This window comes from Fodinibius sp. AD559 (assembly GCF_052712805.1).
Genome location: NZ_JBQPVW010000003.1, coordinates 147,528 through 172,984 on the forward strand (window position 1 = coordinate 147,528; position 25,457 = coordinate 172,984).

Annotated in this window: 19 protein-coding genes; 7 read left to right on the forward strand and 12 right to left on the reverse strand. The window is 42.9% G+C overall.

Annotated elements, in window-relative coordinates:
• Positions 1 to 3 precede the first annotated feature (3 nt).
• Positions 4 to 327, forward strand: coding sequence for a DUF6686 family protein (locus ACQ4LT_RS06370; RefSeq protein ID WP_445665197.1), 324 nt, complete (start codon positions 4 to 6; stop codon positions 325 to 327).
• 24 nt (positions 328 to 351) lie between these two features.
• Positions 352 to 1,455: a PepSY-associated TM helix domain-containing protein gene (locus tag ACQ4LT_RS06375; RefSeq protein ID WP_445665198.1), complete on the forward strand. Its 1,104-nt coding sequence runs from the start codon at positions 352 to 354 to the stop codon at positions 1,453 to 1,455.
• A 61-nt stretch (positions 1,456 to 1,516) separates the two neighbouring features.
• On the opposite strand, the gene ACQ4LT_RS06380 is transcribed toward ACQ4LT_RS06375, so the two are convergent.
• The 3 genes from ACQ4LT_RS06380 to ACQ4LT_RS06390 form a co-directional block, all read right to left on the reverse strand.
• On the reverse strand, positions 1,517 to 2,173 hold the full coding sequence (locus ACQ4LT_RS06380; RefSeq protein ID WP_445665199.1) for a metal-dependent transcriptional regulator: 657 nt from the start codon (positions 2,171 to 2,173) through the stop codon (positions 1,517 to 1,519).
• A 71-nt stretch (positions 2,174 to 2,244) separates the two neighbouring features.
• Positions 2,245 to 2,760 carry a thioredoxin family protein gene (locus tag ACQ4LT_RS06385; protein ID WP_445665200.1) on the reverse strand — a complete coding sequence of 172 codons (516 nt, stop codon included), beginning with the start codon at positions 2,758 to 2,760 and terminating at the stop codon, positions 2,245 to 2,247.
• Between the two features lie 9 nt (positions 2,761 to 2,769).
• Positions 2,770 to 5,382, reverse strand: coding sequence for a PP2C family protein-serine/threonine phosphatase (locus tag ACQ4LT_RS06390; RefSeq protein ID WP_445665201.1), 2,613 nt, complete (start codon positions 5,380 to 5,382; stop codon positions 2,770 to 2,772).
• Positions 5,383 to 5,477: 95 nt separating this feature from the next.
• Here ACQ4LT_RS06390 and ACQ4LT_RS06395 point away from each other — a divergent pair, with 95 nt between their 5' ends.
• Positions 5,478 to 6,248 carry an NRDE family protein gene (locus ACQ4LT_RS06395; RefSeq protein ID WP_445665202.1) on the forward strand — a complete coding sequence of 257 codons (771 nt, stop codon included), beginning with the start codon at positions 5,478 to 5,480 and terminating at the stop codon, positions 6,246 to 6,248.
• Between the two features lie 125 nt (positions 6,249 to 6,373).
• On the opposite strand, the gene ACQ4LT_RS06400 is transcribed toward ACQ4LT_RS06395, so the two are convergent.
• Both ACQ4LT_RS06400 and gltX read right to left on the reverse strand, forming a co-directional pair.
• Entirely contained in the window at positions 6,374 to 8,104 is a 1,731-nt protein-coding gene (locus ACQ4LT_RS06400) for a Na+/H+ antiporter NhaC family protein (RefSeq protein WP_445665203.1), read from the reverse strand.
• 188 nt (positions 8,105 to 8,292) lie between these two features.
• The gene (gene gltX / locus ACQ4LT_RS06405; RefSeq protein ID WP_445665204.1) at positions 8,293 to 9,777 is read right to left on the reverse strand and encodes a glutamate--tRNA ligase; all 1,485 of its coding nucleotides are present in this window, start codon (positions 9,775 to 9,777) and stop codon (positions 8,293 to 8,295) included.
• Positions 9,778 to 9,974: 197 nt separating this feature from the next.
• Here gltX and ACQ4LT_RS06410 point away from each other — a divergent pair, with 197 nt between their 5' ends.
• The 3 genes from ACQ4LT_RS06410 (at position 9,975) to ACQ4LT_RS06420 (ending at position 13,760) form a co-directional block, all read left to right on the forward strand.
• Positions 9,975 to 10,652 carry a WbqC family protein gene (locus ACQ4LT_RS06410; RefSeq protein ID WP_445665205.1) on the forward strand — a complete coding sequence of 226 codons (678 nt, stop codon included), beginning with the start codon at positions 9,975 to 9,977 and terminating at the stop codon, positions 10,650 to 10,652.
• A gap of 58 nt (positions 10,653 to 10,710) precedes the next feature.
• A complete protein-coding gene (locus ACQ4LT_RS06415) occupies positions 10,711 to 11,871 on the forward strand; it encodes an aminotransferase class V-fold PLP-dependent enzyme (RefSeq protein ID WP_445665206.1) in 1,161 nt (386 codons plus the stop codon).
• A 149-nt stretch (positions 11,872 to 12,020) separates the two neighbouring features.
• A complete protein-coding gene (locus tag ACQ4LT_RS06420) occupies positions 12,021 to 13,760 on the forward strand; it encodes a sodium:solute symporter (protein WP_445665207.1) in 1,740 nt (579 codons plus the stop codon).
• 89 nt (positions 13,761 to 13,849) lie between these two features.
• Here ACQ4LT_RS06420 and ACQ4LT_RS06425 read toward each other — a convergent pair whose 3' ends face one another.
• Entirely contained in the window at positions 13,850 to 16,342 is a 2,493-nt protein-coding gene (locus ACQ4LT_RS06425) for a zinc-dependent metalloprotease (RefSeq protein ID WP_445665208.1), read from the reverse strand.
• 233 nt (positions 16,343 to 16,575) lie between these two features.
• Between ACQ4LT_RS06425 and ACQ4LT_RS06430 the strand changes: the two genes are divergently transcribed.
• Positions 16,576 to 17,187, forward strand: a complete 612-nt coding sequence (locus ACQ4LT_RS06430) for a class I SAM-dependent methyltransferase (RefSeq protein ID WP_445665209.1) — start codon at positions 16,576 to 16,578, stop codon at positions 17,185 to 17,187.
• Here ACQ4LT_RS06430 and ACQ4LT_RS06435 read toward each other — a convergent pair whose 3' ends face one another.
• From ACQ4LT_RS06435 to glmS, 6 genes are all read right to left on the reverse strand, one after another.
• Positions 17,188 to 17,505, reverse strand: coding sequence for a phage holin family protein (locus ACQ4LT_RS06435; protein WP_445665210.1), 318 nt, complete (start codon positions 17,503 to 17,505; stop codon positions 17,188 to 17,190).
• A gap of 66 nt (positions 17,506 to 17,571) precedes the next feature.
• Positions 17,572 to 17,931: an Hpt domain-containing protein gene (locus ACQ4LT_RS06440; RefSeq protein WP_445665211.1), complete on the reverse strand. Its 360-nt coding sequence runs from the start codon at positions 17,929 to 17,931 to the stop codon at positions 17,572 to 17,574.
• A 402-nt stretch (positions 17,932 to 18,333) separates the two neighbouring features.
• Entirely contained in the window at positions 18,334 to 20,592 is a 2,259-nt protein-coding gene (locus ACQ4LT_RS06445; protein WP_445665212.1) for a heavy metal translocating P-type ATPase, read from the reverse strand.
• Between the two features lie 127 nt (positions 20,593 to 20,719).
• Positions 20,720 to 22,798 carry an APC family permease gene (locus ACQ4LT_RS06450; protein ID WP_445665213.1) on the reverse strand — a complete coding sequence of 693 codons (2,079 nt, stop codon included), beginning with the start codon at positions 22,796 to 22,798 and terminating at the stop codon, positions 20,720 to 20,722.
• A 3-nt stretch (positions 22,799 to 22,801) separates the two neighbouring features.
• A complete protein-coding gene (locus tag ACQ4LT_RS06455; protein ID WP_445665214.1) occupies positions 22,802 to 23,368 on the reverse strand; it encodes an AraC family transcriptional regulator in 567 nt (188 codons plus the stop codon).
• 114 nt (positions 23,369 to 23,482) lie between these two features.
• Positions 23,483 to 25,333: a glutamine--fructose-6-phosphate transaminase (isomerizing) gene (gene glmS, locus ACQ4LT_RS06460; RefSeq protein ID WP_445665215.1), complete on the reverse strand. Its 1,851-nt coding sequence runs from the start codon at positions 25,331 to 25,333 to the stop codon at positions 23,483 to 23,485.
• Between the last annotated feature and the right edge of the window lie 124 nt (positions 25,334 to 25,457).

A 25,457-nucleotide genomic window follows, 5' to 3' on the forward strand; every position in this document is an offset into this window, starting at 1 on the left:
AAAATGGACAACACGACTACTATCTTAAGTCAGAGAGAAAATATCAGTATCGAGCAGTACAACTGCTGTGATAATATTATTCTACATCATAAAAACTTGTTGCTAAGATTTACTCCCAAAAGCTTTCAAAAGTTTACCTCTACTCTCCTCGACCTGGATTTCAATGATCGCGCAATTTCTTTTGGGGATGGGACAAAGAGAATGATTATCAACACTCAGCAACAGGAAGTACAAATGTGTTTTAAAAAATCGGAATTTAAAACAATCTGTTATGCTCTTGAAGAGGCATCCGTAATGCTGGAAGTCAACGATATTTTATATACCTAAAGCTGTAGAGTACTATAATCAGTAATGTATATCTCAAAGAAAAATATCCTTGGCATCCATAAATGGCTCGGCCTCATCGCCGGGCTTTTCGTATTGGTCATGGCCGTATCGGGTTCTCTGCTCGTTTTTGATGATGAGATTGAACATTACATTCAACGTGATGTCATTCATTTGAATGAAAACAAAGGGAGTATCAACATGGATGCGGCCTATCAGTCAATACAACAAAAATATCCCGACTGGGGCGTACGAATTACTCATATCCCAGAATCACCAAGCCGTGCTATTGAAGCCCAAGTCCGCCGATCTGATGAGGTACGACGTATTCTGTACGTGAATCCCACAAACGGAACAATACTGCGAGATATCGACGGTAACCAAACGTACTCCTATTGGTTGCTCAATTTACACTACAAACTTCATGCAGGATTTGCAGGTGAACTGGTACTCTTTTTAGCAGGACTCTGTTTTGTAGGGTCACTCTTAACCGGATTCTGGTTTTATCGTAAATCTATTTGGCGGGTTCTTACCTTCAAAATTCGCCCTCGATTTCGAAACCTTCAAAGGAGCTCCTCTGAGCTACATCGTACGATAGGAGTGTGGGCCCTATTGCTAAACTTAATCATGGCTTTAACCGGTATGTTTCTATCGCTAATTGTGGTAGGAACCAATACTTATAACTTTATCCAGGGAGAAGAAAAACAAACCCCCAATCCTCCATCTATCAATGTATCAATCAATAACCTACTTGAGGAATCCCGAACTAATGTGGCGGGCTTCACTCCAACCTACATTGAAATGCCGACCGCGCCGAGAAAATCTATTACCATTTTTGGCCGCATGGATACCGACTGGTCTATCCATTATAAATTTTCAAATCACATCGAATACGATCCAAAAACCGGGGCCGAAACAGAGCGATTCTTAATCCGAGAAAAACACTGGAGCTACAACATTTTAAGTATTTCTTATCCCCTTCATTTTGGGAACTGGGGTGGTATATTCATCAAGTTCCTGTACTGTATGGCCGGATTAGCCCCTCCCATTCTTTCTATTACCGGATTTGTTATCTGGCAGCAACGCAGAAAACGACGAAAACAAATAGCTCAGCTATCACACAAAGAGTAAATAACAAACTCAGAACTGGCTATTCCAATAAATTAGCTTCGAGAGGTTAATTTATTCTTAACTATATCTCCGCCACGAAAATATTCTTTGCAACATCGTTTCCAATCACCTGTTCATCATTCTCAACAAGTACGGTGACCGGTCCATCAAAAGGAGCTTTTTCTTTTATTTTAACTTTTATGCCGGGCAGCAAACCGATCTTTTCAAGATAGCGCAGCAATTCCGGGTCCTGATCTTTTACCCTGCTCACTATATACTCTTGCTCTGCTTCTCCCTCAACAAGAGGTTCTGCATCCATCTCGGGCATCAATCCATCTTTGGTAGGGATCGGATCTCCGTGCGGATCATGGGTGGGATCATCAAGCAGCTGGGCAATTTTATCCTCAAATCGTTCCGAGATATGGTGTTCCAACTTTTCGGCCTCATCGTGCACTTCATCCCAAGAATAGCCCATAACCTCCAACAGATACAGCTCCAGCAAGCGATGATGACGAATAATTTCGAGCGCAATCTTCTTACCTGAATCCGTCAGCCGTGCTCCTTTATACGACTGATAATCAACTAATCCCATCTTACCCAGCCGTTTGACCATATTTGTAGCCGACGCTGATGACACATCAAGTGCATTTGCAATCTTAGTAGTTGATGCTCCTTTATCTTTTGTTTCCAGCGTATATATTGCTTTTAAATAATCTTCAACAGCCTGACTCAATACCATCTTGAATACATTTTATGCTCCATTTCTACTGCCATAATATATGGAATATTTCATATGCTATAACATTCCCCCTATCCATTAATATCCACTCCATATTTCTTCAAGTATTCTTTAAACGATTTTTTACCTGTTAAATCTGCCCCCACGAATGCCACAAGTTTATCAAAGATATCGGCGGGCAAAAATCCCGGTTGCCTTCCTATGGTGTTCCCATCCTGATCCAAGAAAATAAATGTGGGCGTAGAACTAACTCTAAACTCACGTGCCAACTGCTGTTCGGTAAGGGAACGGCCGTTAAACACAATTTTTTGATCCGACTCGATATCAACTTTAACCGGATAAAAATATTTTTCCAGACTGTCCTGCACAGTTTGCCTTGGAAACACCTCCTCATACATTTTTTTGCAATATCCGCACCACTTGGCTTCGGCAAATAGTATCACTTTTTTACCATTCTCTTTGGCTAACTCTTGTGCTTCAGAAAGTGATTTCCAATTAACATCTGATTGAGCTGTTACAGGAAATATCCCAATAAACAATACAAACAACCCGATGAGAAAGCCTTTCACACTCCACGATAATTTCATTAATAGCACCTATTTTTCTTTCTGACCATTTAACTTCATAACCATTATTGTCATATCATCATGCTGTTTTGCCTTGCCAATAAATGACCTCACATCTTGAGCTAACAGATCTAAAATTTCTTTCGCTGGTTTCCGGGCATTCCGTTTAATCATCGTATTTAATCGATTAGTACCATAAAAACTTTGGGATTCACTCATTGCCTCAACGATTCCGTCAGTGTAAAGAACAATCACATTGTTGTCTTCTATGGATAACTCAATCTCTTCTAAATGCTCATCAAAACGATCTTTCGATAAGCCAATGCCAATGCCTTCGGGTTTTAACTCTTCTAAATTCGTATTGTTGCCACCCACTCTCAAAATCGGATTGTGTCCGGCACGCGCAAAACGAAATGTTTTCTTTTTTAAATTGATAACCCCATAAACCAAGGAGATAAACGTTCCTCGCTGTGCATTATCATAAAATAAGCGATTCACTTTCTTCAAAACTTCAGCCGGTGAATCAATTTCTCTACAAAGACTGTGTAAAATCCCCTTAATAAAGGTCATATAAAATGCGGCCTGAATCCCTTTGCCACTCACATCTCCAATGGTTACTGCAATACGATGGTCATCAAGTTGGATAAAATCATAATAATCACCGCCCGTCTCGTATGCCGGCTTACAGATTGCGGCTAAATCCAGACTTTTAAAACGCGGGGTTTCTAAAGGTAAGAATGATTGTTGTACATCACGCGCAATTCTAAGCTCTTGTTTAATGCGCTGTTCTTGTGCCAGCTCTTCGACATAATCCGGCACATAACCTGAAATAGACTGCTCCTCCTCTCCCTTGACAATAAATAGTACTGCTGCGACAGTATTACCAAAAAGGAAGACTAACAACACAATAAATGCAGGCAGATCCGGGGAACCACTTACAATCCAACCGCTTGAGGATTCGAGCATCAGTACAAAAAGAAAATGAGTGAAAAAGACTGTCAGAATATCCCATTTTAGAAAAATGACGGTGAAAACGATACCTAAAATCCCAAATAGTACCATCTCCGGAATAGCCGGACCAACATTTTGGAAAGTAGGTATAATTAAAATAACACCGAGAACGATAGTTAATGAAGCAAACCACTTTCTCTTATGAGAACCATAGAACTGCGTGGCCGCAACAGCAAAGATGCACAATGCAAATAATAAGCTAAACCAAAAGCTATTTAGAAAGAGATAAATAGGTGTCCAGGCTGCTTCGTGAGCGAGAAAAGTGCGTTCGATTTCAAGAAACAGGTTAGGAGCAAAAGAAAGAGCGGCAGTCCAAATCCCACATAAAATAAATGCCAGTACCATTGATCGCAGAATCATTTCTCCGATAGGCTTATTAAAAAACTTTCCCTCGCGGAGATAATCATAGCTGTACAATTTCTGGGGCCAGTATTGACGCATAACTGAATCTCCGACAGCAAATAGGGCAAACACGCCTACCGAAGTAAAAGCACCCGAAAATCCCATTTGTAGTGCCAAGCCGAGCAAGTCCATCGATTGCACATTTACACCCACCAACGAACTTGTTCCCCATTCTTGCAAAAAGATTGTTGCCGGCACAATCAGTCCTGTCAAAATACCAGCAATCAATGCCGATCGGGTGTCGATTGCCCGGGAACGAATCCGGAAGTAAAACAGGATTATCAGGGCAAGGGAGAAAATGAGCACTATTGATAACCTGCTAATTTCTAACAGTCCGGGCATATTTTGTTCAGTACCATTCGGATTGTAGGTAGCATCGAGGTTTATCAACGCACCGCTGGAAAGAAGACGGGCATTAATCCGGAGATCTTGCCCCATTATCGGAGCGGAGGCAGTTACCATTACATCCGCTACCGGCTGTGAATGAACGGTCTCAATTTGAATATCCGAAAATTCAAACTGTTCGGGATTCCATCCCCCTATTTGCAAATAATAATTTGTCAGCCGTTCGATATTAGCACGCCTAAAAGTATGTGAACGCTCGGTATTGGCCATATCTACTGAATCGGAAGTCGAAGAACTGTTGTAATCCTCATCGATATCAAATCGTAGTACTTTATCCCAAGCTGAATCAGGCAAGGTCTTCCACAAATCTAAATCGGAATCAGCATCAAACGCATGGATTAGAGCACTGCGATGTACAGAACGATCCGGCAAACTATTCTCAGAATTTAAAAATTCGATCAAGCGTCCCTGCTCATCAAGCCGCAAAACAATATTTCCATTTCCATCTTGTGCAGCATCAGCATTCTTGTTGGTATTGGAAAAATTTACATCCCAATAATATGGATGTAATCCCGGTGACATAGAGTCTGATACAGTACGGATAAATGCCTGACGACCGTTATCAAGCTGCAAACTGTCAAGTAAGTCAGTATTACTCTGCAAACTAATAGCTGATGCCTGTCGGCTATCAAGAGAATATCCTAAATCACGAATAACCTGATTCGCCGTTGCAGCGACCGAATCCTCAACCATTGTTGTTTGAATAACACTGCGCGGCTCCTGTGATGGATAGCTCAAGAAAAATCCGAAAACACATAATAATCCCACTGCAATAAATACAAAGTCCCCTACTCCAAATGCAGTATTTTTATGAATAATCGACATGCAGTTTTTTGCTGTAAGATATTTCTTTTGTGTTCACGCACGAATATGCCAAATTGTTTCGTAAATTTCTGCTTTCAACTTTATCCGATTAAAAAATGTGTTTGATTGTATTTTCATATAAACAAGACTCCCACTACCCACTAATTTTTGCCGCTAATCGAGATGAGCATTATGAACGCCCCTCACGGGCAGCTCAATTTTGGGATCAAAGCCCAAACATCTTAGCTGGCAGAGATTTAAAAGCCGGCGGTACCTGGATGGGAATCAACAAACAAGGAGAATTTTCAGCGATAACCAATTACCGAGATCCCGACATTGAGAAAGATAATCCACCCAGCCGCGGACAGTTGGTGCTCAATTTTTTACAAACCGATCAGAATGTGCGGACTTATCTTTCAAAATTGCAATCCTATGCTGATCAATACATGGGCTTTAACCTATTAGCAGGATCATTAGATCAACTGGGCTACTACTCCAATCAACAAGGCAATATTCTATTTTTAGATTCGGGGTTATACGGACTCAGTAATCATCTATTGGAGACCTCCTGGCCAAAAGTGCATCGAGCGAAAAATAAATTACACCGTATAATCCAGGATGATTCAATCACCCCCGAACTACTCTTTGATCTATTAGCTGATGATCGCGAAGCACCGGATAAAGAACTACCAGATACTGGTATCCCAAAGGAAGTGGAAAAGAAAGTTTCACCAATCTTCATTAAAAGCGACGGGTATGGCACACGCTGTTCTACAGTTTTATTAGTCGATCATAATAGAGAAGTTACCTTCGCAGAACGTCGATTTAAGCCTGGAACAATGGATGTTGAGGAGGAAAACCGCTACGAGTTTACTATTGAAAAATAGTTAAAAAAACCAATCCGAACCAGAGGTTCGGATCGAGACACAAACCTTACACAAAATAAAATCTCATACATCATCTGGTTCCATACTACTGGTGCGGAACCTAAGCTCCAATCAATATAGATGCTTTAATCCAATGTTGTGTTGACCGCCTCTTTACCTTCAGGCGTATATTCTGCGGGATCGGGAGTTTTTCCAAACTGAAAAATAATAGCCACGATAATGGCAATACCGGCCGGGTAGATAACCCACGCCGGAACGCCAAGTACCATGATTGCAATTAAACTCACAATACTTATGCCTCCGACAATCATAGCATAGGGAAGCTGCGTATTAACGTGCTCGACGTGATCGCACTGGGTAGCAATCGAGCTGAGAATAGTTGTATCCGAAATCGGTGAACAGTGGTCGCCCCAAACAGATCCGGCCAATACCGAACTTACGCTGGCATAAATAATTTCGGCCGTAATTGCATAGTCCAACCCAGTGTTATTGCCAATCTCCCAAGCCAGTGGCACAACCAGCGGCATTAAAATACCCATTGTTCCCCAACTGGAACCGGTAGCAAATGCTGTAAGAGCTGAAAGTATAAACACGATAGCCGGGAGCCAATAAGGATTCAGTGTTTCGCCGAACACACTCATCAGGTAATCGGCTGTGCCAAGCTCAACAGTGAGCGCACTGAGTGCCCAGGCTAACACCAAAATAAGAAGCCCGTCGAACATGGTATGCATTCCCTCCATCATACCTTCGAGCATCTCATCAACTTCGAGCAATTTTCGAGAAAGCGTCATTATAATAGCTACAGTAATAGAGATAAGCGATCCCCAGAGCAATGCTTTGTACGAATCCGCAGACTCAATAATAGCCTGAACAGAACTCCCCTCTCCTGTAATAAACAAGCCACCCACGGTTCCTACGACAAGCGTTATAATTGGAATAACTGCATTCGACCAGTGTGATACCTTTTTAGTCTTCTTATCGTCTTCAATCTTATCCTTCCAGAGGTTATACGTATCAAGTTCCGGATTATGCTTCGCCTTATAAAGATTGATACGTGAGGTAAGCATGGTAGCGAAATCACGTCCCGACCACGCGATCAAAATTACAAATAGAAGCGTAAAGAAAGCATAGAAATTATACGGCAACGAATTCAAAAATACGGCATACGCTGATTCAGTAAAGTTAGGCATTTTATCTGATGCATCAGCGATAAATCCGACCATAGCCCCTATCCAGGTACTTACAAGCGCTATTGTTGCCACCGGGGCTGCGGTAGCATCTACCAAATACGCCAGCTTAGCTCGCGAAATGCGAAGTTTATCAGTTAAGGGACGCATGGTACTGCCTACTACCATGGTGTTGGCGTAATCATCAAAAAAGACTACAAAGCCCATCAATGACGTCATCAATTGTCCCCTCACTTTGGTACGGACATATTTTGTGATGCGCTGAATGACTCCGCGTGTTCCTCCGTTATCGGTGATAATACCAACCATCCCACCAATAAGAATAGTAAAGATGATGATACTCATATGACTTTCATCAGCAGTAGCGGGAACGATATAACCATGGAGAGCCGTAAAAAAGCTGGAAAAAACGCCGCCGAATGAGAGATCACCTGCCAAAAAAGCACCACACCAAATTCCCAAAAACAAGGCAAAAAGCACCTGACGAAAAATTAAAGCAATGCCAATAGCTACGAGTGGAGGCAAAATACTGAACCAACTTCCTGATTCAATGCCTGTTTTAGCAGTTTCTTCGGCAGCTTGTGCAGCATCAGGAGAAGCATAGCCAAAATTCATTAACAGTAATACTGAAAATAATCCAGCTATAACAAACAGTACTTTCCGCTTCATTGAATCAATTTCTTTATTAGCTTTTTCTTATCCAATACCAAACGCACAATTGATCAATGAAAATACAATCTCTGCAATAATTTGCCAGATTTTTTTTTCGAGCCTTACTAATCCTTTTTTAAAAACATAAAACCCTAAGGATTTTGAAGACCCTCAGGGTTTATAACCTAACTCTTTTTTCATTTAAACTATCCCAGCTTTTCGATAGCCGTGTTAATTCGGCGGATGGTCGTTTCCTTGCCAAGAAGCTCAATCGTTGGCGTCAGATCGGGACCGTAGCCCATTCCTGATACAGCTACACGAAGCGGCATCATAACCGGACCAAAACCAACATCGTATTCTTCGATCACTTCTTTGATCTTGTCTTTCAACGTCTTGGCTTCGAACTCGTCCTCGTCGAGGTCTTCAAGTTTATCAACATATGCTTCCAGCAGCTCAGCGCTGTTATCCTTCCACTTTTTAACAGCCTTGTCTTCGTATTCCTCGGGATCCTCAAAAAAGAAGCGTCCCATTGTTACGAAGTCCTCAACCTTGCTGACACGCTCTTTCATCAGCGGAATAATCTGCTTCATATAGTCTTCATCAGGATCAAGTCCGTGCTCCTTGGCAATCTCCTGCACGCGTGGCCACAGCTCATCAGCCGGCTTTTCACGCAGATAATGCTCGTTATACCAGATTAGCTTCTTGTAATCAAACACCGCACCGCCCTTACTTACGCGATCCAACGAAAACATATCGCAAAGCTCATCAAGTGAGTGAATTTCCGAATCATCCCCGGGACTCCACCCTAAATATGCCAAAAAGTTAACTAATGCTTCCGGCTCAAATTTCTGCTCAATATAATCTTTGGTGTTGATTGGAATTCCCTCAGTCTCAGCTTTTCGCTTGGAAAGCTTTCCTCCACTCGGCGACATAATCAGCGGTAAGTGCGCCATCGTGGGCGGCTCCCATCCAAAATATTCGTACATCAAAATATGCTTCGGCGTACTGCTGAGCCATTCCTCTCCACGAATTACGTGCGAAATTTCCATCAGGTGATCATCCACCACATTCGCTAAGTGATAGGTCGGCATGCCATCAGATTTGAGCAGAACCTGGTCGTCCAATCCTTTACTTTCGAAGGAAACGAAACCGCGAACTTCATCCTCAAAACGGATAGTTTCCCGACGCGGAACTTTTAAACGAATAACATATTCTTCGCCTTCCTCCAGCTTCCGCTCGACTTCTTCTTCGGGAAGCGTCAGGCTATTCTTCATCGACATGCGAGTAATGGCATCATACTTGGGCGACGGATTCCCCGATTTTTTTAATCGTTCCCGCATCTGATCCAGTTCTTCAGGCGTGTCAAAAGCGTAGTAGGCATTACCCTGCTCAACAAGCTTTTCGGCATATTGCTCATACATGTCCTTGCGCTCACTTTGTCGATAGGGACCAACATCACCGGGATTTTCGGGACCTTCATCAACTTCCATACCGGCCCATTTCAGAGAACGATGAATATCTTCTTCGGCTCCTTCTACATAGCGAGCCTGATCGGTATCTTCAATACGGAGCACAAACGTTCCGTCGTTGCCCTTCGCAAACAAATAATTATAGAGTGCCGTCCGGAGCCCACCGATATGCAATAATCCTGTGGGTGACGGCGCAAAACGTACACGTACACTACCTTCCATAAATCTTGGTAATTGAATTAAAATAATTTCTGTTCAACACTCTCGAAAATAAGGCTTATGGGGCACTTGTGCTAATCGTAACAAGTGATGAGTAATGAGTGAATAGTAATTTTTAATTCTAAATTTTTAATTCTTAATTCTATCCACATTATTATTAATAATCTTAGTGTCCTTAGTGACTTAGTGGTAACTCAAACATGAAGCTTGCTCTTTTAACACCGCAATTTGCACCCAATCTCTATGATTTAGCTGCCATGCTGCAGGCCGACCAAATTATTCTGCAGGATGTGGAGCGCTGGTCGCGTAAGAGCCGTATTCACCGTGCCCAAATTCGAACTCCGGAAGGGAAACAATGGATTAACATTCCCATCCGTACCGAGGATCGAAAAAAAGCCATCAAAGATGTACGGATGGATCATTCTGAGGACTGGGTTACGCCGTTGCTTCGTACGCTGGAATACAACTACCGCAACAGTATCTACTACGACTTTTATGAACCCGAAATTAAAGCAGATTTTGAATCCGCCTACGACTATACCTACCTGATGCAATTCATTCTCTACATTCAAAGGCGGCTGTTTCGCTTTATGGATATTAGTATTGACTATGAGTTGGCCAGCGAAGTTTCGGCTTATGATTCTAATCCTGATTTGCTCGTACAGCGTTTAGGTGCCAATACATTATTCCAGGAACACGACAGCCGCCACTATCAGCGCCAGGCCGAGCATAAAAGTGATCCCAACTTTGAGCATCCTGAATATCACCAGCATTTTGAGGGATTTGAGCCGTGGTGTTGCATTTTGGATATACTGTTTCAATTTGGACCGGAAAGTTTTAGAATTACCGATCAGCTCGTCGAAAAAGTTGGAGATTGAACGTTAAAAGTTTACCCTTAAATCCTCAATATTTAACTTTGAAATATTCAATCTCAAGATGGACTGCCAAAAACATTTATTTTCGTTATCTGATGACCATCATTACCTCAACTGCTCCTTTTTATCACCACTGCTTAAAAGTGTGGAGAAAGCTGGTATTCAGGGCATTAAAGGAAAAAGCCAACCCTGGGATATAACGCCTGATCACTTTTTTGAGGACAGCAATACGTTGCGATCACTTTTTGCCAAACTCGTAAATGCTCCCAAGGCTAAAGATATCGCTATTATGCCTGCCGTTTCGTACGGACTGGCAACAGTAGCAAAAAATATAGATCCTTCCAAAGGCAGTTCGATTGTTATTGCAGGAGAACAATTCCCCAGCAATGTGTATGCCTGGAAGCAGTTTTGTAAGGAGCACGACTGTCAGCTAAAGTTCGTTGACCCACCGCAAGGGTTCGACAATCGTGGTAAAAAGTGGAACAAGCGAATATTAGATGCCATCGATTCAGATACGCTATTGGTTGCCCTCGGTAATGTACATTGGACCGACGGTACCTGGTTTGATCTAAAAACGATTGGAGCGAAAACTCGAGATAACGACGCATACTTTGTAATCGACGGCACGCAGTCGGTAGGTGCGCTGCCCATCGACGTGCAAGAAATTAAGGCCGATGCCCTAATCTGTGCCGGTTACAAATGGCTTATGGGTCCCTATTCCATAACGCTTGGCTATTTTGGGCCCAGACTGCAAGACGGTATCCCTCTCGAAGAAGGCTGGATTGTCCGTAAAGATAGTGAAGATTTCAGCGGACTGGTAGATTATGAGGATGACTATCAACCGGGTGCCCAACGCTTTGACATGGGAGAACGCAGTAATTTTATTTTAGTACCGATGATGATTGAGGCTATCAAACAGATTTTAGATTGGGAACCTCAAAACATTCAGACGTATTGTGAGCAATTAACAGCCGATCTGGAGAGAGGTTTACCCGACCACGGATACCAAATTGAGGATCCGGAATGGAGAGCCGGGCATATGTTTGGCATCCGGCTGCCAGCATCTGTATCCCTAAAAAAGTTACAGCACCAACTGGATGAAGATAACATCCATGTCTCGGTACGGGGCTCGGCGGTGCGTATTTCGCCCAATGTGTATAATGATGAGCAAGATATTGCTATGTTATTTAATGTGCTTAAGAATATAACGAGCGATACCTAACGATTAATTTTTAAGCCGGAGCAGATTATGACAGAGAAAAAATCAGAAAAACCAAAGCAAAACTATTGGCGCGTCTTCTGGATTGGCCTTGCCTATATCCTGCTGCTGGGATTGTTCACATACTTTTTTAACCTTCCCATTTAAGCGTTATGCACTGGATTGACTGGCTTGTTCTGATTGCATTTCTGGGGTATACCATCTGGGACGGTACTCGTCACGGCAAGCAAAGTGAAAATATTGAGGGATTTTTCCTGGCCAACCGATCGATGCCGTGGTGGGCAATGGGACTATCGGTGATGGCAACCCAAGCCTCGGCAATTACGTTTATCGGTACTACGGGTCAGGCGTATGTTGAGGATATGCGATTTGTACAGATCTACCTGGCAGTGCCTTTTGCAATGATAATTCTGTGCCTGACGCTGGTACCCTATTTTAATAAGCTACAAAACTTTAGTGCTTATGAGGTGCTGGAGGAACGATTCGGACTTTCCACCCGGCTTTTTACCAGCTTTCTTTTTCTGATGTCGCGCGGGCTGGGGCTGGGAATTATTATTGCAGCCCCGTCATATGTTCTTGCCATACTACTCAACCTGCCGCTTTCAACGACCATCCTTATTATCGGGATTACCGCAACGCTTTATACCATGGTCGGCGGCATAAGCGGTGTAATTCGCACCGATGTAAAACAGATGGCGGTGATGATGTTTGGGCTTGCGTTCTGTTTCTATTGGATTCATTATCAGCTGCCGCCCAATGTAGATTTTAGTGACTCGCTCTATCTTGCCGGTACGCTCGGCAAGCTGGACGCTTTGGATATCAGCTTTGACATCAGCGAGAAGTATAATATCTGGACCGGCGTTTTTGCTGCCCTCTTTTTGATGCTTTCCTATTTTGGGACCGATCAAAGTCAGGTGCAGCGCTACCTTACAGCAAAGTCGCTGAATGATGCCCGAAAATCGTTACTACTTTCTGCCTATGCTAAAGTACCAATGCAATTTTTTATCCTCTTGCTGGGCGTAATGCTTTATGTGTTCTATATTTTTGGATCGGCGCCTATAACTTTTCACAGTACCGATCCGGTGGCCGAAATGGAGCAAACCGAACTTACCGGCGAAATGCTACAACAGGAGTATCAGGTAGCCCATTTGCAACGCAGAGAAGCTGCTTTAAATTTACTTGATCAAAAAACACAGGAAAATGCAGCGGCTTTTCGTGAGGCAGATCAACACCTTAACGAAGTGCGCGAATCGGAACTGGAGCGGCAGGAAAAAATTACCGAATCCAGCCGAAATGATACCAATTATATCCTGCCCTATTTCATTCTCAATGAGATTCCTATCGGCCTCATCGGTCTTATTGTGGCCGGAATTTTTGCTGCTGCTCTCTCAAGTATTGACAGTGAGCTCAATGCCCTGGCCACCATCTCCATTGTGGATTGGTATAAGCGACTTGATCCCAAAGATCGTAGTGCGACATGGTATCTGAGATCCTCACGATTTACAACCGTGCTCTGGGGATTACTGGCAACCGGAGCAGCTTTGGCTTTGGGCGAAACGCGATCTATTATTGAACTGGTTAACAAAGTCGGAAGTTATTTTTATGGATCTATTCTGGGCGTTTTTGTTCTGCTACTCTATGTAAAACGTGCCAACGGTGTCGGAGCTTTGACGGGGCTTGTCTCGGGAATGATTACCGTCTTTTTCTTTGATCGCCTTTTTGAACATCCCGAAACAGGCGGCTGGCAATTAATTCTACCCTGGAATGAAACCCCGGAGGGGTTTACCAAAGCTATTGAATATCTGTGGTTAAATCCTGTAGGTACAGCTGTAGTTGTAATTGTCGGAATAACTATAAGTATGTTCTGGGATCAGATTAGTAACAAGTCCTGACGCTAACATTTGTTATTTCCCAACATAGCCCAATTAAAAAAGCCCCGGCTATAAGCCGAGGCTTTGAAATTAATCAGTTGTTTTCGCTTTTAGTCATCCGGGTTTAGGATATTCTCAATCCGTACTTCAACATCAGCCAAGTGTGCACCAGTTGCACGATCTTGCACGCGATTTTTCGTATTCTGAACATCGTCTAACAATATCTGCAGCTGATTTCGAACAATCGGACGAATATCAGACTGGCTTACATTTACATCCGTCCATCCCATGAAATCTTTAAATGCAGCAGGGATATCCGGAAGTTCTTCGGTCATCAAATACTCCATGCGCTCGAGGTATGCGCGCTGCAGATTACGGCGATGCACATCAATTGAGCTATTGCTATTAAGCTCTGACCAGATTCCGTTACGGACGTCATCCATCATTTCGAAGGCATCATACGTATCTTCTGACGATCGCGCATCAAACTCGATAAGCCGAGCTATTCGCTGTGGATCGGTAAGATCGTTAAGTACACTCACCTGGGCGCTTCGCATATCATCAACAACAGTAGATTGGTTAATACGATCAAGGATATCTTCCTCAAGTAACCAGTCGGGTGTCATAAATCCGTAGTCAACGATAAAGTCCATAGCTCGCTGCTGGGTTTCCTGAGGAACAAACGTATATACAGGACCTTCCTGATTGTAGGTTTTATGATTTTCGTAAACACCACCCACATTTTTGGTTACATGCCCCATGTAGCGATTCCATTGGCCAACAACGTTATTGTAAAGCTCTTCGAGCTCGGCAAAATTTGCCCCGTCGCGCTCAGTCCATTTAACCAAATTGGAAATAATACGCTTCAAGTTTGCAATACCAAGCTCACTGGCTTTCATGGCATCATTCCCAAGATCTTCGTTTTGTGAACGCGGATCTATTTTATTACCGGTCTGCTGACCATAGAAATACCGGGGATCATCAGCTCGCTCCCGGGTCCATTCATTAAGCTTGGCTTGCTTCTCCTCTTTGGTCATATCGTCAGGGAACCAAGTATAGCCCCACTTAATCGACCATTTGTCATATTCACCGATATCGGGACCAAACTCTTCAACACCATCACCCGGCTGCGCAATGTAATTGAATCGTGCATAGTCCATAATGGATGGAGCTGTACCATGCTTGTCAGTAAATGTTGGAGATCGAAGCGAATCTACGGGGTAAGCATAGCTGGATCCGTAATTATGCGGAAGTCCCAGCGTATGGCCAACTTCGTGCGCCGATACAAACTCAACGAGCTTACCCATTACTTCATCCTTAAACTCAACCGCTCTTGCTTCCGGATTGGCTGCCGCCGTTTGCACAAAATACCAGTTGCGCAGCAGATTCATCACGTTGTGATACCAACCGATATCACTCTCCAGAATTTGTCCCGTACGTGGGTCATGAACATGAGGTCCATATGCATTCTGGATATCAGAAGCGAAATACCGAATCACCGAATATCGAACATCTTCGGGACTCCACTCAGGATTTTCTTCCTTGGAGGGCGGATCTTTGGCAATAATTGCGTTCTTAAATCCGGCCGCCTCAAAAGCTTCCTGCCACATCTCAACGCCACTTTTTAAATAGGGTCGCCATTCTTTCGGTGTCGCGGGATCAATATAATAAACAATGGGGTTTTTCGGCTCTACCAGCTTTCCATTCAAATAGGCCTCTTTATCTTTCGGCACCAATTTGTAGCGAGTAACATACTGCTGTTCTTTCGCCTTATGATACTCTGTTCCATAATCTGTTTGCTCAACACTAAAATATCCCACACGCTGATCATACGAACGGGTATCCATCGGTTTGTCGGGCAAAAGTATCATACTATGATTAATTTCCATAGAGATCGTTCCCGTAGAAGCATTTGATGGTGGATTTGAGGCTTCATACGTCATCCAATTGCGAGCCTCAATATTTTGGGGATAACTGTTAATATGCTCAATAAAAGAACGATCGGTATCAAGTCTTCTCACACTATATTCTTCGCGCTGACTGCTTTGCAGACCAAGTGCCGGAATATCGCTGGCGTATAATTTCGATACATCGATAACTACTCCGGCCGAATCCTTTCCAAGCGATTTGACGTCGAAAGAAGCAATAATAGGCTCAAAGTTTGAGTTTTGAACCGCTTCGTAAACCGGTAGTGAATCACTGGCTACATTTTCATACGAAACATGTCGCAGCAACACCTTGTCATCTTTCTTTTGCCAGCGTACAACTTGCGTATTTAACTTTTCGCCACCGTAACCAATTTCGTTTTGGGTTTCGGCTATGCGAGAAACGAGTAACATTTCACGACTCAGTAGCGAATCAGGGATTTCATAAAAATAATCCTTATCAATTTTGTGGACATCAAATAATCCTGTATCAGTTTCAGCCTCGTCAGTGATAACTTCACTGTATGGCTTCATACCGTTATCTGATTCTGGAGATGGCGACCCACCGCCTTTTGATTGGTCTTGAGCATTTTGAGTACTGGCGCATGCCCCTAATAAACCGACACACAACACGATAATACTCAATTGCTTCAATTCCTTGAAGATAGAATAACTCATAGATGGTTTTTTATTAATTTAATGTTAGTTAGTAAGAACTATTAAAGTGAAAGCTATAGCGAAATGAATCAACTGTAAATAGTTAATTAGATGTAAAAATATATTTCAGCTACAGTTTTTGAAACTTCTCTTAATTTACAAGATATATTGTAAAGTAATTCGATACGCACCAATTAGTCAATTTGCTTAAGCTTTGTTACCTTAAAACAGCCACAATAACCAAAGAAATATCATTGGAACACCTACTTTACTTTCTAAAAGACTTAAAACAGGTCGGAGCAGTAGCCCCCAGTTCTAAGTTTTTGGCCAAAGATCTTGTGGCCCACCTACAAGAAAAAATTACTGATACCGACTGCAAACCCTTAAATATTCTGGAAGTTGGAGCCGGTACCGGTTCACTTACCAAACAGATAGCGAAACACCTTCGTCCCCAGGACTCTTTAGACATTGTTGAGATCCATAAAAAGTTTTATCAAATCATCGGTTCCAAGTACCGCCTCAAAGATAATATCCGCATTCATCATGCTGATATCTTAAATTTTCATCCCCAGAAAAAGTACGACTTTATATTTTCAAGCCTCCCCTATGAAAATATGCCCGAAGAGATCACTAAGCAGATCTGGGAAAAGAAACTCAAACTCTGCTCTCAAAAAGCGTATATCAGCTATTTCAAATACCTGAAATTTGGTGATTTTAAAAGCGACTTTGAGGAAAAAATTGTTAAAGCCTACAAGCATAACAAAAAGCTTGTCTTTTTAAATATCCCCCCTGCTAAAATCTACACTCTCGAAATCAATCAAACTGATAAAGAGCAGAACCTCATCAAAAACTCCAACGTGGCGTAATTAGAAAAATCCCAAATTTAGCACAGCCAGCAACAAGCTAAATAAAAACGCCCATCCGAAGTTTTCTATTTTCATTCCCTCTACGAGTTCATCCACCAGCATCAACATTAGGGCATTTATGACAAGGATAAAAAGTCCGAATGTCAGTATTGTTATGGGCAGCGTCAGAAAAACCAAGATCGGTTTTACCAGAGTATTTATAATTGCCAAAAGTATCGCTGCCCCAATCGCCGTAAAGAAGCTTTTTATCTGTACGCCTTTTAGGATGTAGCCTATTACAAAAATCCCAATACTATTTACTAATAATGGCCAAATCATAAGAGTTATCCGTTTTGGTGAGCATTTGCCTACCAATACGAATAATACTCCCAAAGGTTATAGCTATTATTCTCTCAATGTTTCAATTTTATCAGATAACTCATCCAGGGCTTGACGACATAACGAACAAAATTCCGAAACTTTTTCTCCTAAATCATCAGATATTTTTTCCGTATTGGCCTGCTCCTCAATATCAAGAATAAGTTCGTGAGCACGCTCCATCCCCATGTATTTTAGATTGGGCTTAATTTTATGGGCTTTTTTGTAGAGCTGTTCCCATTCCTCATCCTCATAATATTTCTCGATATTTTCAATAGCCGCAGGCATATCTTTAAGAAATGCTTCGGTGGTTTCTATAACAATAGAATCGTCACCCATTGCAAGCTCACGCAAATAAGACAGGTCTGTTACTGATTTATCTTCCACAGAAAAACGCTTTTAAATTATACATTTTGGTATGCTGATTGCATATACCAAATACGCATTTCTGTTATTACAATACAAATTAAACTTTATAATTAAGCCGTCTTATTATCCTGTCAACATTACAATGCCCACGAGCACCAGTAATGTTATTTTTAAAATCAATGCCTTCCAATTTTTCATAATAAATATTCCCCAAACTTATTGTTACGCTTTGTCGGAAAAGCAATTATGTAATAAACAATCCTTCCTTTAATATCAAGTTATCAACATTGATATCTTTAAATATACTCATTAATTACTTCCCGATTGTACGTTCAAGAAAGATTTATCGGCATTTTGTTACAGATTTTCCAAATAAATTATATTTCGGGAGTTTTCCACATAGTTATCCACACACAGATACTATATTGTGGAAAGATCAGCTTTTTGCAGTCGCCTGGAGTTAAACACGACATTTATGGAGCTAAATGCCATGGCGACTTCAGCCAACACCGGGTGCATCATTCCCATAATAGCGAGGGGAATCATCACCACATTATAGAAGAATGCCCAAAAAAGATTTTGCTTTATCTTTTTAAATGTAGCTTCACTCAGCTTTATTGCTTGCACTACCGATTGAAGTTCACCTTTTACCAGCACTATGTCACCAGATTCTATAGCCACATCAGTCCCCGTACCGATGGCGATACCCACATCGGCCTGCGTTAGTGCGGGAGCATCGTTTATGCCGTCACCCACCATAATTACTTTATTGCCGTTTGATTGAAGACGCTTTATCTCATCAGATTTTTGATCGGGGAGTACCCCTGCAATCACCTGCTCAACACCTACTTCGTCTGCCACGGCCCGCGCCGTTCGTTTATTATCACCGGTAATCATAACCGTGGTAAATCCCATCTGCTTAATAGTAGCTATAGCCTTTTTACTGTCTTCTTTGATAGGATCGGCAATGGCTATTAATCCAATCAGAGTCCCATCCACTCCAACCAAAACAGTGGTCTTGGCCTGATCTTCATATCGCTCAATATCAGCTTTTGCATTATCACTGATCTCAATATTCTGCTCTTCAAATAACGACTTGTTACCAATAATAACTTCTTTTCCTTCAACCTCTGATCGAATGCCTTTCCCAGTAATAGCTTCAAATCCGGAAGTATCCAACAGATTAATTTCCTGCCCTTTGGCATGACCAACAATCGCCTCTCCCAGAGGATGCTCGGATCCTTTTTCTGCAGCAGCTGCATATTTAAGCATTTTTATTTCATCCCAATCTGATAATATCTCGATATCTGTAACCGAAGGCTCTCCCTTGGTAATGGTTCCGGTCTTATCCAGCACAATCACATCGGTTTCGCGCAATAATTCAACGGCTTTACCCTTGCGGATTAAAATACCGTTTTCGGCCCCAAGGCCGGTGCCAACCATAAGAGCCGTGGGCGTCGCCAATCCCAATGCACAGGGACACGCAATCACCAGCACCGCAATAGCCGCGTAAAAAGCCAGCGCTACCGATCCCATTTCGGGATTTATCCACGGAATAAAACCTGATGCCCAGACTGCAACCTGTCCAAAAAATTCCGGGAAGATCATCCACGCGGCCCACGTAGTAACGGCCAACCCAATAATAACCGGTACAAAAACAGCCGTAATACGATCGGCAAATTCCTGTATAGGCACCTTGGAACTCTGTGCCTCTTCAACCATCCGAATAATCTGGTTAAGAAAAGTCTCGCTGCCAACCTTAGTCGCCTGCACCTTAAGCGTACCATTTTTATTAATTGTGGAACCAATCACTTCATCGCCCTTCTCCTTACGAACAGGCATTGATTCACCCGTAGCAAGCGACTCATCCACACTGCTTTCACCATCGATGACCTTGCCATCGGTTGGTATCTTTTCACCGGGACGAACAATCATCACATCGTCAACGTCCAAATCTTTAACGGGGATAGTCATCTCTTCGCCGTTACGAATGATCGTTGCTTCTTTGGCCTCCAGCGTCATTAAATTCTTAATCGCTTCAGAAGCACGACCTTTTGCTTTCGTTTCCACATAGCGTCCCGTAAGATGAAAGGCCATAATCATCCCCGCGATACCGGCGAAGCTGTGGAACGGCGGTGCCATTCCGAAGACATGCAGTAGGGCTACAAATCCCGTTCCCAACGCTGCCAAAGACCCCATGGCAATAAGCACATCCATATTGGGGGAACCATTAATTGCTGATCTCCACGCTCCTTTTAGGGTTTCCCAACCGGGATAAAATATTACAACTGTAGAAAACCCAATCATCAGTAGCTGATATACCAACTCCCCGCCGAGCGCGTAGCCGGCAAACATTTCGGGGATCATCAGCAAAATAATGGGGATGGTCAGTGCCCATGACCACCACATCTTGTGATAGGCTACATCAAGTTTTTTTTTACCGGTTACATCCGGATCCTCTTTTTCCTCAGCTTCTTCCTTAATATCGTAGCCGGCATTTTGTACCGCCTTTTTTAACTCTTCACGCGAAATCTCACCGTTTTCAAACTCAACAAACGCTTTTTCCGTAGCCAGGTTAACGGAGGCATTGCTAACACCCTCTACCTCTGAAAGAGCTTCTTCTACGCTGTTAGCACAACCGGCACAGTGCATGCCTTCGATTTGCAAAGATTTTTTCATCGCTATATGGATTCTGTTCGAAATTACAGCCTAATATAACAGCTCTCGATAGACCATCCCTTACAATCCATTAAAAGAAATGTGTAAAATTTTTGGATCTGAACACCCTGAGGAAACCTATTTTTCTTCAGTCATTCAATACTACCAGCAAAGGACAGTCCAGTTTATCTTCAATATCATTATGGATTGTATTAAAAAAGCTATCGCGGTTAGAAGTATCTGCTTCAGACAGTATCACTACATCATCTTCTGCTGCAAGTTCATCAACAGCTTCAGCAATATTTGCAACCTCTGCCCGATTTGTTCGAATTTGATCTGAACCTAATCCCGCCAATTCGAGCTGCTGTACCGCATAATCTTCAAGCGCTTCAATGGTATCTCTTTCGTCAGATTCAGATTCACCGCTTACCATTACAATTAAGCTCACTGGCAAATCGCTGGATATAGCCAGATCATAAAGCATTGTTACCAAGTTTGAATTAACCTGACTCTTTGTATAGACGGGAACCAATAGTCGTTTCACAGAAGAAATAGGACGCGCCGTCAAAACCGCCTGGGTGTCATTTTCATCAATAAAAGCATTTAATGTTTCAGCAAAGTTTGGGGTAAAAACAGTGTCACTTTGAAAGTCTATATCCTGACCTTTCAGCTGATCTAACACTTTATCAAACTTTTTATGCGATTCCTCCTCAAACGCTTCGCGGGATTGCTCCGGGCTGGTTTGCTCAGGTACTATCTGATATCCAAGAACATCGAGCTTAAAATCTGTAAAAGCCTCCAACAATGCGCGGGGAACCGGCTTGGGATCTTCTATCTCAATCGGCATCACAATTCTGGGATTAATTATTGCTTGATCCACGACACTGGGCAGCGGCGGTGAAAAGGATTTAGCCGGCACAAAAAGTGCATACCATCCCAGTGCTAATCCCAAAATACCAAGCCCCATTACTTGAGAAATAGGCTCCATTAAAAAGATAAGTCCAAAACTTGCCAATGCCCCAATAATCGGTAAAACAGGAAAAGCTGGAATTTTAAAAGTAGGATTATACCAGTAAGGCTTTTCATATCTAAGAGACATCAAAGCGACACAAATCATCCCGTAAATAACCAAGTGCAGCAGTGAGGCTACCTCGGCCAATACTTCAATTCTTCCCAACATCGTCAGCCCTGCTATAGGGAAACCCACAGCTAATAATGCGATATGAGGTGTCCCAAACCGATCATTGACTCTACTAATGTTGTCCGGCAATAGGTCATCTAAGCTAAGTGCATAGATAGCCCTTGATGAACTTAATATGGAAGCATTGGCGCTGGAAAGTGTTGCCAAAAGTCCGGCCGTAATTACGATTAGCGCTCCAATATCTCCTACTAATGCCCGGGCAACCTCAACCATTGCAGTTTCGCCAAGTTCCGAAAGAGTTTCGGCTGATAATACGCTTGTGGACACAAACAGGGCAACAACATAAAGGACAGCCACAATTAAAACACTCCCTACCAGTGCCCGCGGAATATTTTTATCGGGATTTTTTATCTCACCCGCCACGGTAGCAATTTGTACGAATCCCAGATAGGAAGTAAAAATTAAAGCAGTGGTGGTAAAAACAGGTCCTATTCCATTTGGGGCAAACGGAGTAGGCCAGGCTGTTTCCCCAACTATGCCAGCGGCATTTAACAATCCGTAACCAAAAAGAAGGCTCAACAAACCGGTAAGAATAATCACGACCCTGTTTTGCAATTTCCCGGCTCCCTTTGTACCCAAAAGGTTGATAATCATTAGCAACAAAGCAGTACCAAATGCCACAAGCACAACAAGGTCACCCATCTGAAATCCCAGGCGGTGGATTAAATCAATAGCATATTGACCAAACCCACTCAGGTAAAAAGAGCTGGCAAAGACAAGTCCAACCCACTGTCCAATGCCAATAATAAATCCGGCTAAAGGGCCATACACTCTTGATACATAAAAATACGCCCCACCGCTTTCAGGCATAGCCGTTGCAAGCTCAGCTGTTGAAACAGCTACTACCAAAGCAATAATCCCTCCAATTGCAAATGAAACCATTGCGGCGGGTCCGGCATACCCTGCTGCAATACCCGGGAATACAAAAATACCCGCACCAACCATAGTACCCACGCCTATAGCCAGTGCTGCCCCTAAACTTAAGGTGCGTTCTAAATTTTTAGCTCCGGATTCTTTATTGCCCATATACTATATGGCATCATATGTCTTGCGCGCAACACCTGAAGTTTTCTTAAATTTTGTGGCAGACATACCTACAGTCTTTTTAAACTGATTGGAAAGATACTGCACGCTACTGTAATTGAGTTTCCAAGCTATCTCGCTCAGCGTCAATTCATCATAGGTAAGCAACTCTTTAACCCGTTCAATCTTCAGGTTGATAAGATATTTCTCAATGGTCACTCCCCCGTGATCTGAAAAATACTTGCTCAAATAACTGTAGTTATAATGGAGGTTACTCTCTAAAAATGTAGAAACCTTATCAGGCTCTTCGGAGTTTTCAAGATACTTAACATAGTCAATAAGCTGAACCTTTATCTGTTCAAGTAATGCCTCATCGTTCTTTTGGATAAGCTCGAACCCTTTATCAACCAATTTTTCGCTTATCTTTTCGAGATCTTCAGAAGTGACATCTTCTGCTATAACAACTTGGCCAAGAGCAATAGATTCAACCTCGAACCCCAGATCTTCCATCACCTGTTGCACCGTCATAACACAACGGTCGCAAACCATATTTTTGATTTGTAATGTTGTCATAGATCAATAAAACGCGGCAAATTAAGAAATCGTTTACTGTTCAAGTACCCATAAAAATACAAAAGGGCAAAGCTTTCGCAGCCCTGCCCTTACATATATTCTTAAAGGATAAGGCTATTCTACCGTTACACTTTTGGCCAGATTTCGTGGCTGATCCACATCACAACCGCGATTTACGGCAATATAATAGGAAAGAAGCTGCAGCGGTATGGTCGTCAGCATTGGCGAAAGACAATCTTCGGTCTCGGGAATCGGACAAGAAAACTCAGAAAGATCAATAACCTCATCATTGTCTTCGCCCGTTATCGAAATAATGCGTCCTTCGCGTGCTTTCACCTCTTCGATATTGCTGATCATCTTCTCATTGGTATGATCCGTAGCAGCAACCACCACCACCGGCATCATCTCATCGATGAGGGCAATAGGGCCGTGTTTCATCTCTGCGGCAGGATACCCTTCGGCGTGAATATATGAGATCTCCTTGAGCTTCAGCGCGCCCTCCAATGCCACCGGGAAGTTGTACGTTCGTCCCAAGTACAAGAAGTTGGGCGCATAACTAAAAAGCCGGGCCATATCTTTAAGAGAGTCGCTGTTATCCAGAATCTTCTGCACCTTTCCGGGAATACGATCCAGTTCTTCAATCAATCGCGCCGCATAATCCTCGTCAAGCACGCCTCGTTTTTGTCCCAACAGGATAGCCATCATCGCCAGAACCGATACCTGCGTAGTAAATGCTTTGGTAGATGCCACCCCGATTTCCGGTCCGGCATGGGTATAAACGCCCGCATCGGTATCGCGGGCAATAGTTGATCCTACTACATTACAAACACCCAGCGTAAGCGCTCCGCGTTCTTTGGCCGTACGCAGGGCCGCCAGCGTATCCGCTGTTTCACCGCTTTGCGAAATAACCAGCATTACATCGTCTTCATCAATAAGGGCTTCGCGATAGCGGAATTCAGAAGCGTATTCCACCTCTACTGACAACTTGGCCAGATGCTCAAACAGATACTCAGCAACCAGTCCGGCATGCCAACTGGTACCGCAGGCGGCAATAATCAATCGTTTGGCATTCACCAGCTTATCCAATATATCGGCGATACCCCCCAGCTGTATTGAATGATCTTCTACGTTAATCCGCCCACGCAGACAATCCGAAATAGCGCGCGGCTGTTCAAAAATTTCCTTGAGCATAAAGTGCGGATAGCCGCCCTTCTCAATCTCCTCAATACTCATCGCCAGCTCGTGCACTTTCTTTGTAAGCGGTTCATCTTCGATGGTTTTAACATCATATCCATCCTTCGTAACAATAGCCATTTCACCGTCATCCAGGTAGACCACCTTTTTAGTATGTTCAACGATGGGCGAAGCGTCCGAGGCTACAAACATTTCATCGTCCCCAATACCCAGCAGCAATGGCGATCCTTTTCGGGCAACGATAATACGGTTGGGCTCTTCAACATTCAAAATAGCCAATCCATACGTTCCTACCACCTGCTGCAGAGCCATCTGTACAGCCTGCTCGAATGTAATTTCTTCGTCTTCCCCCTCGCCATTCTCGTAAATCTCTTCGATCAGCTGAGCAATAACTTCCGTATCGGTATCGGTATAAAACGACCGACCCTTATTTTTCAGCTCCTTCTTTAAGGTATTGTAATTCTCAATAATACCGTTGTGGACAAGCGCAATTTTTCCCGACTCACTAACGTGCGGATGAGAATTTATATCATTCGGGGCCCCGTGCGTAGCCCATCGGGTATGTCCAATCCCAACAAGACCATCATTGGGGTCGGCTTCCATTTTGTTCTTGAGGTTTTGGACCTTTCCTTTACCCTTCTTAATATCCAGCTGACCATTAAGCAAAGCGATACCTGCAGAGTCATATCCGCGATATTCAAGGCGCTCAAGCCCTTTTACAATGATATCACTCGCTTTCTTATTTCCTATATATCCTACAATTCCGCACATAGATGTATTGTATTATTGTATTTGTTTCCTGATTCTTATACTGTCTCTCTCAGGCTGATAATTGAACAATACTAAAGTTATCATTCTGGCAGATATTTTGAAACAATTTTAATCAATCTTTTAC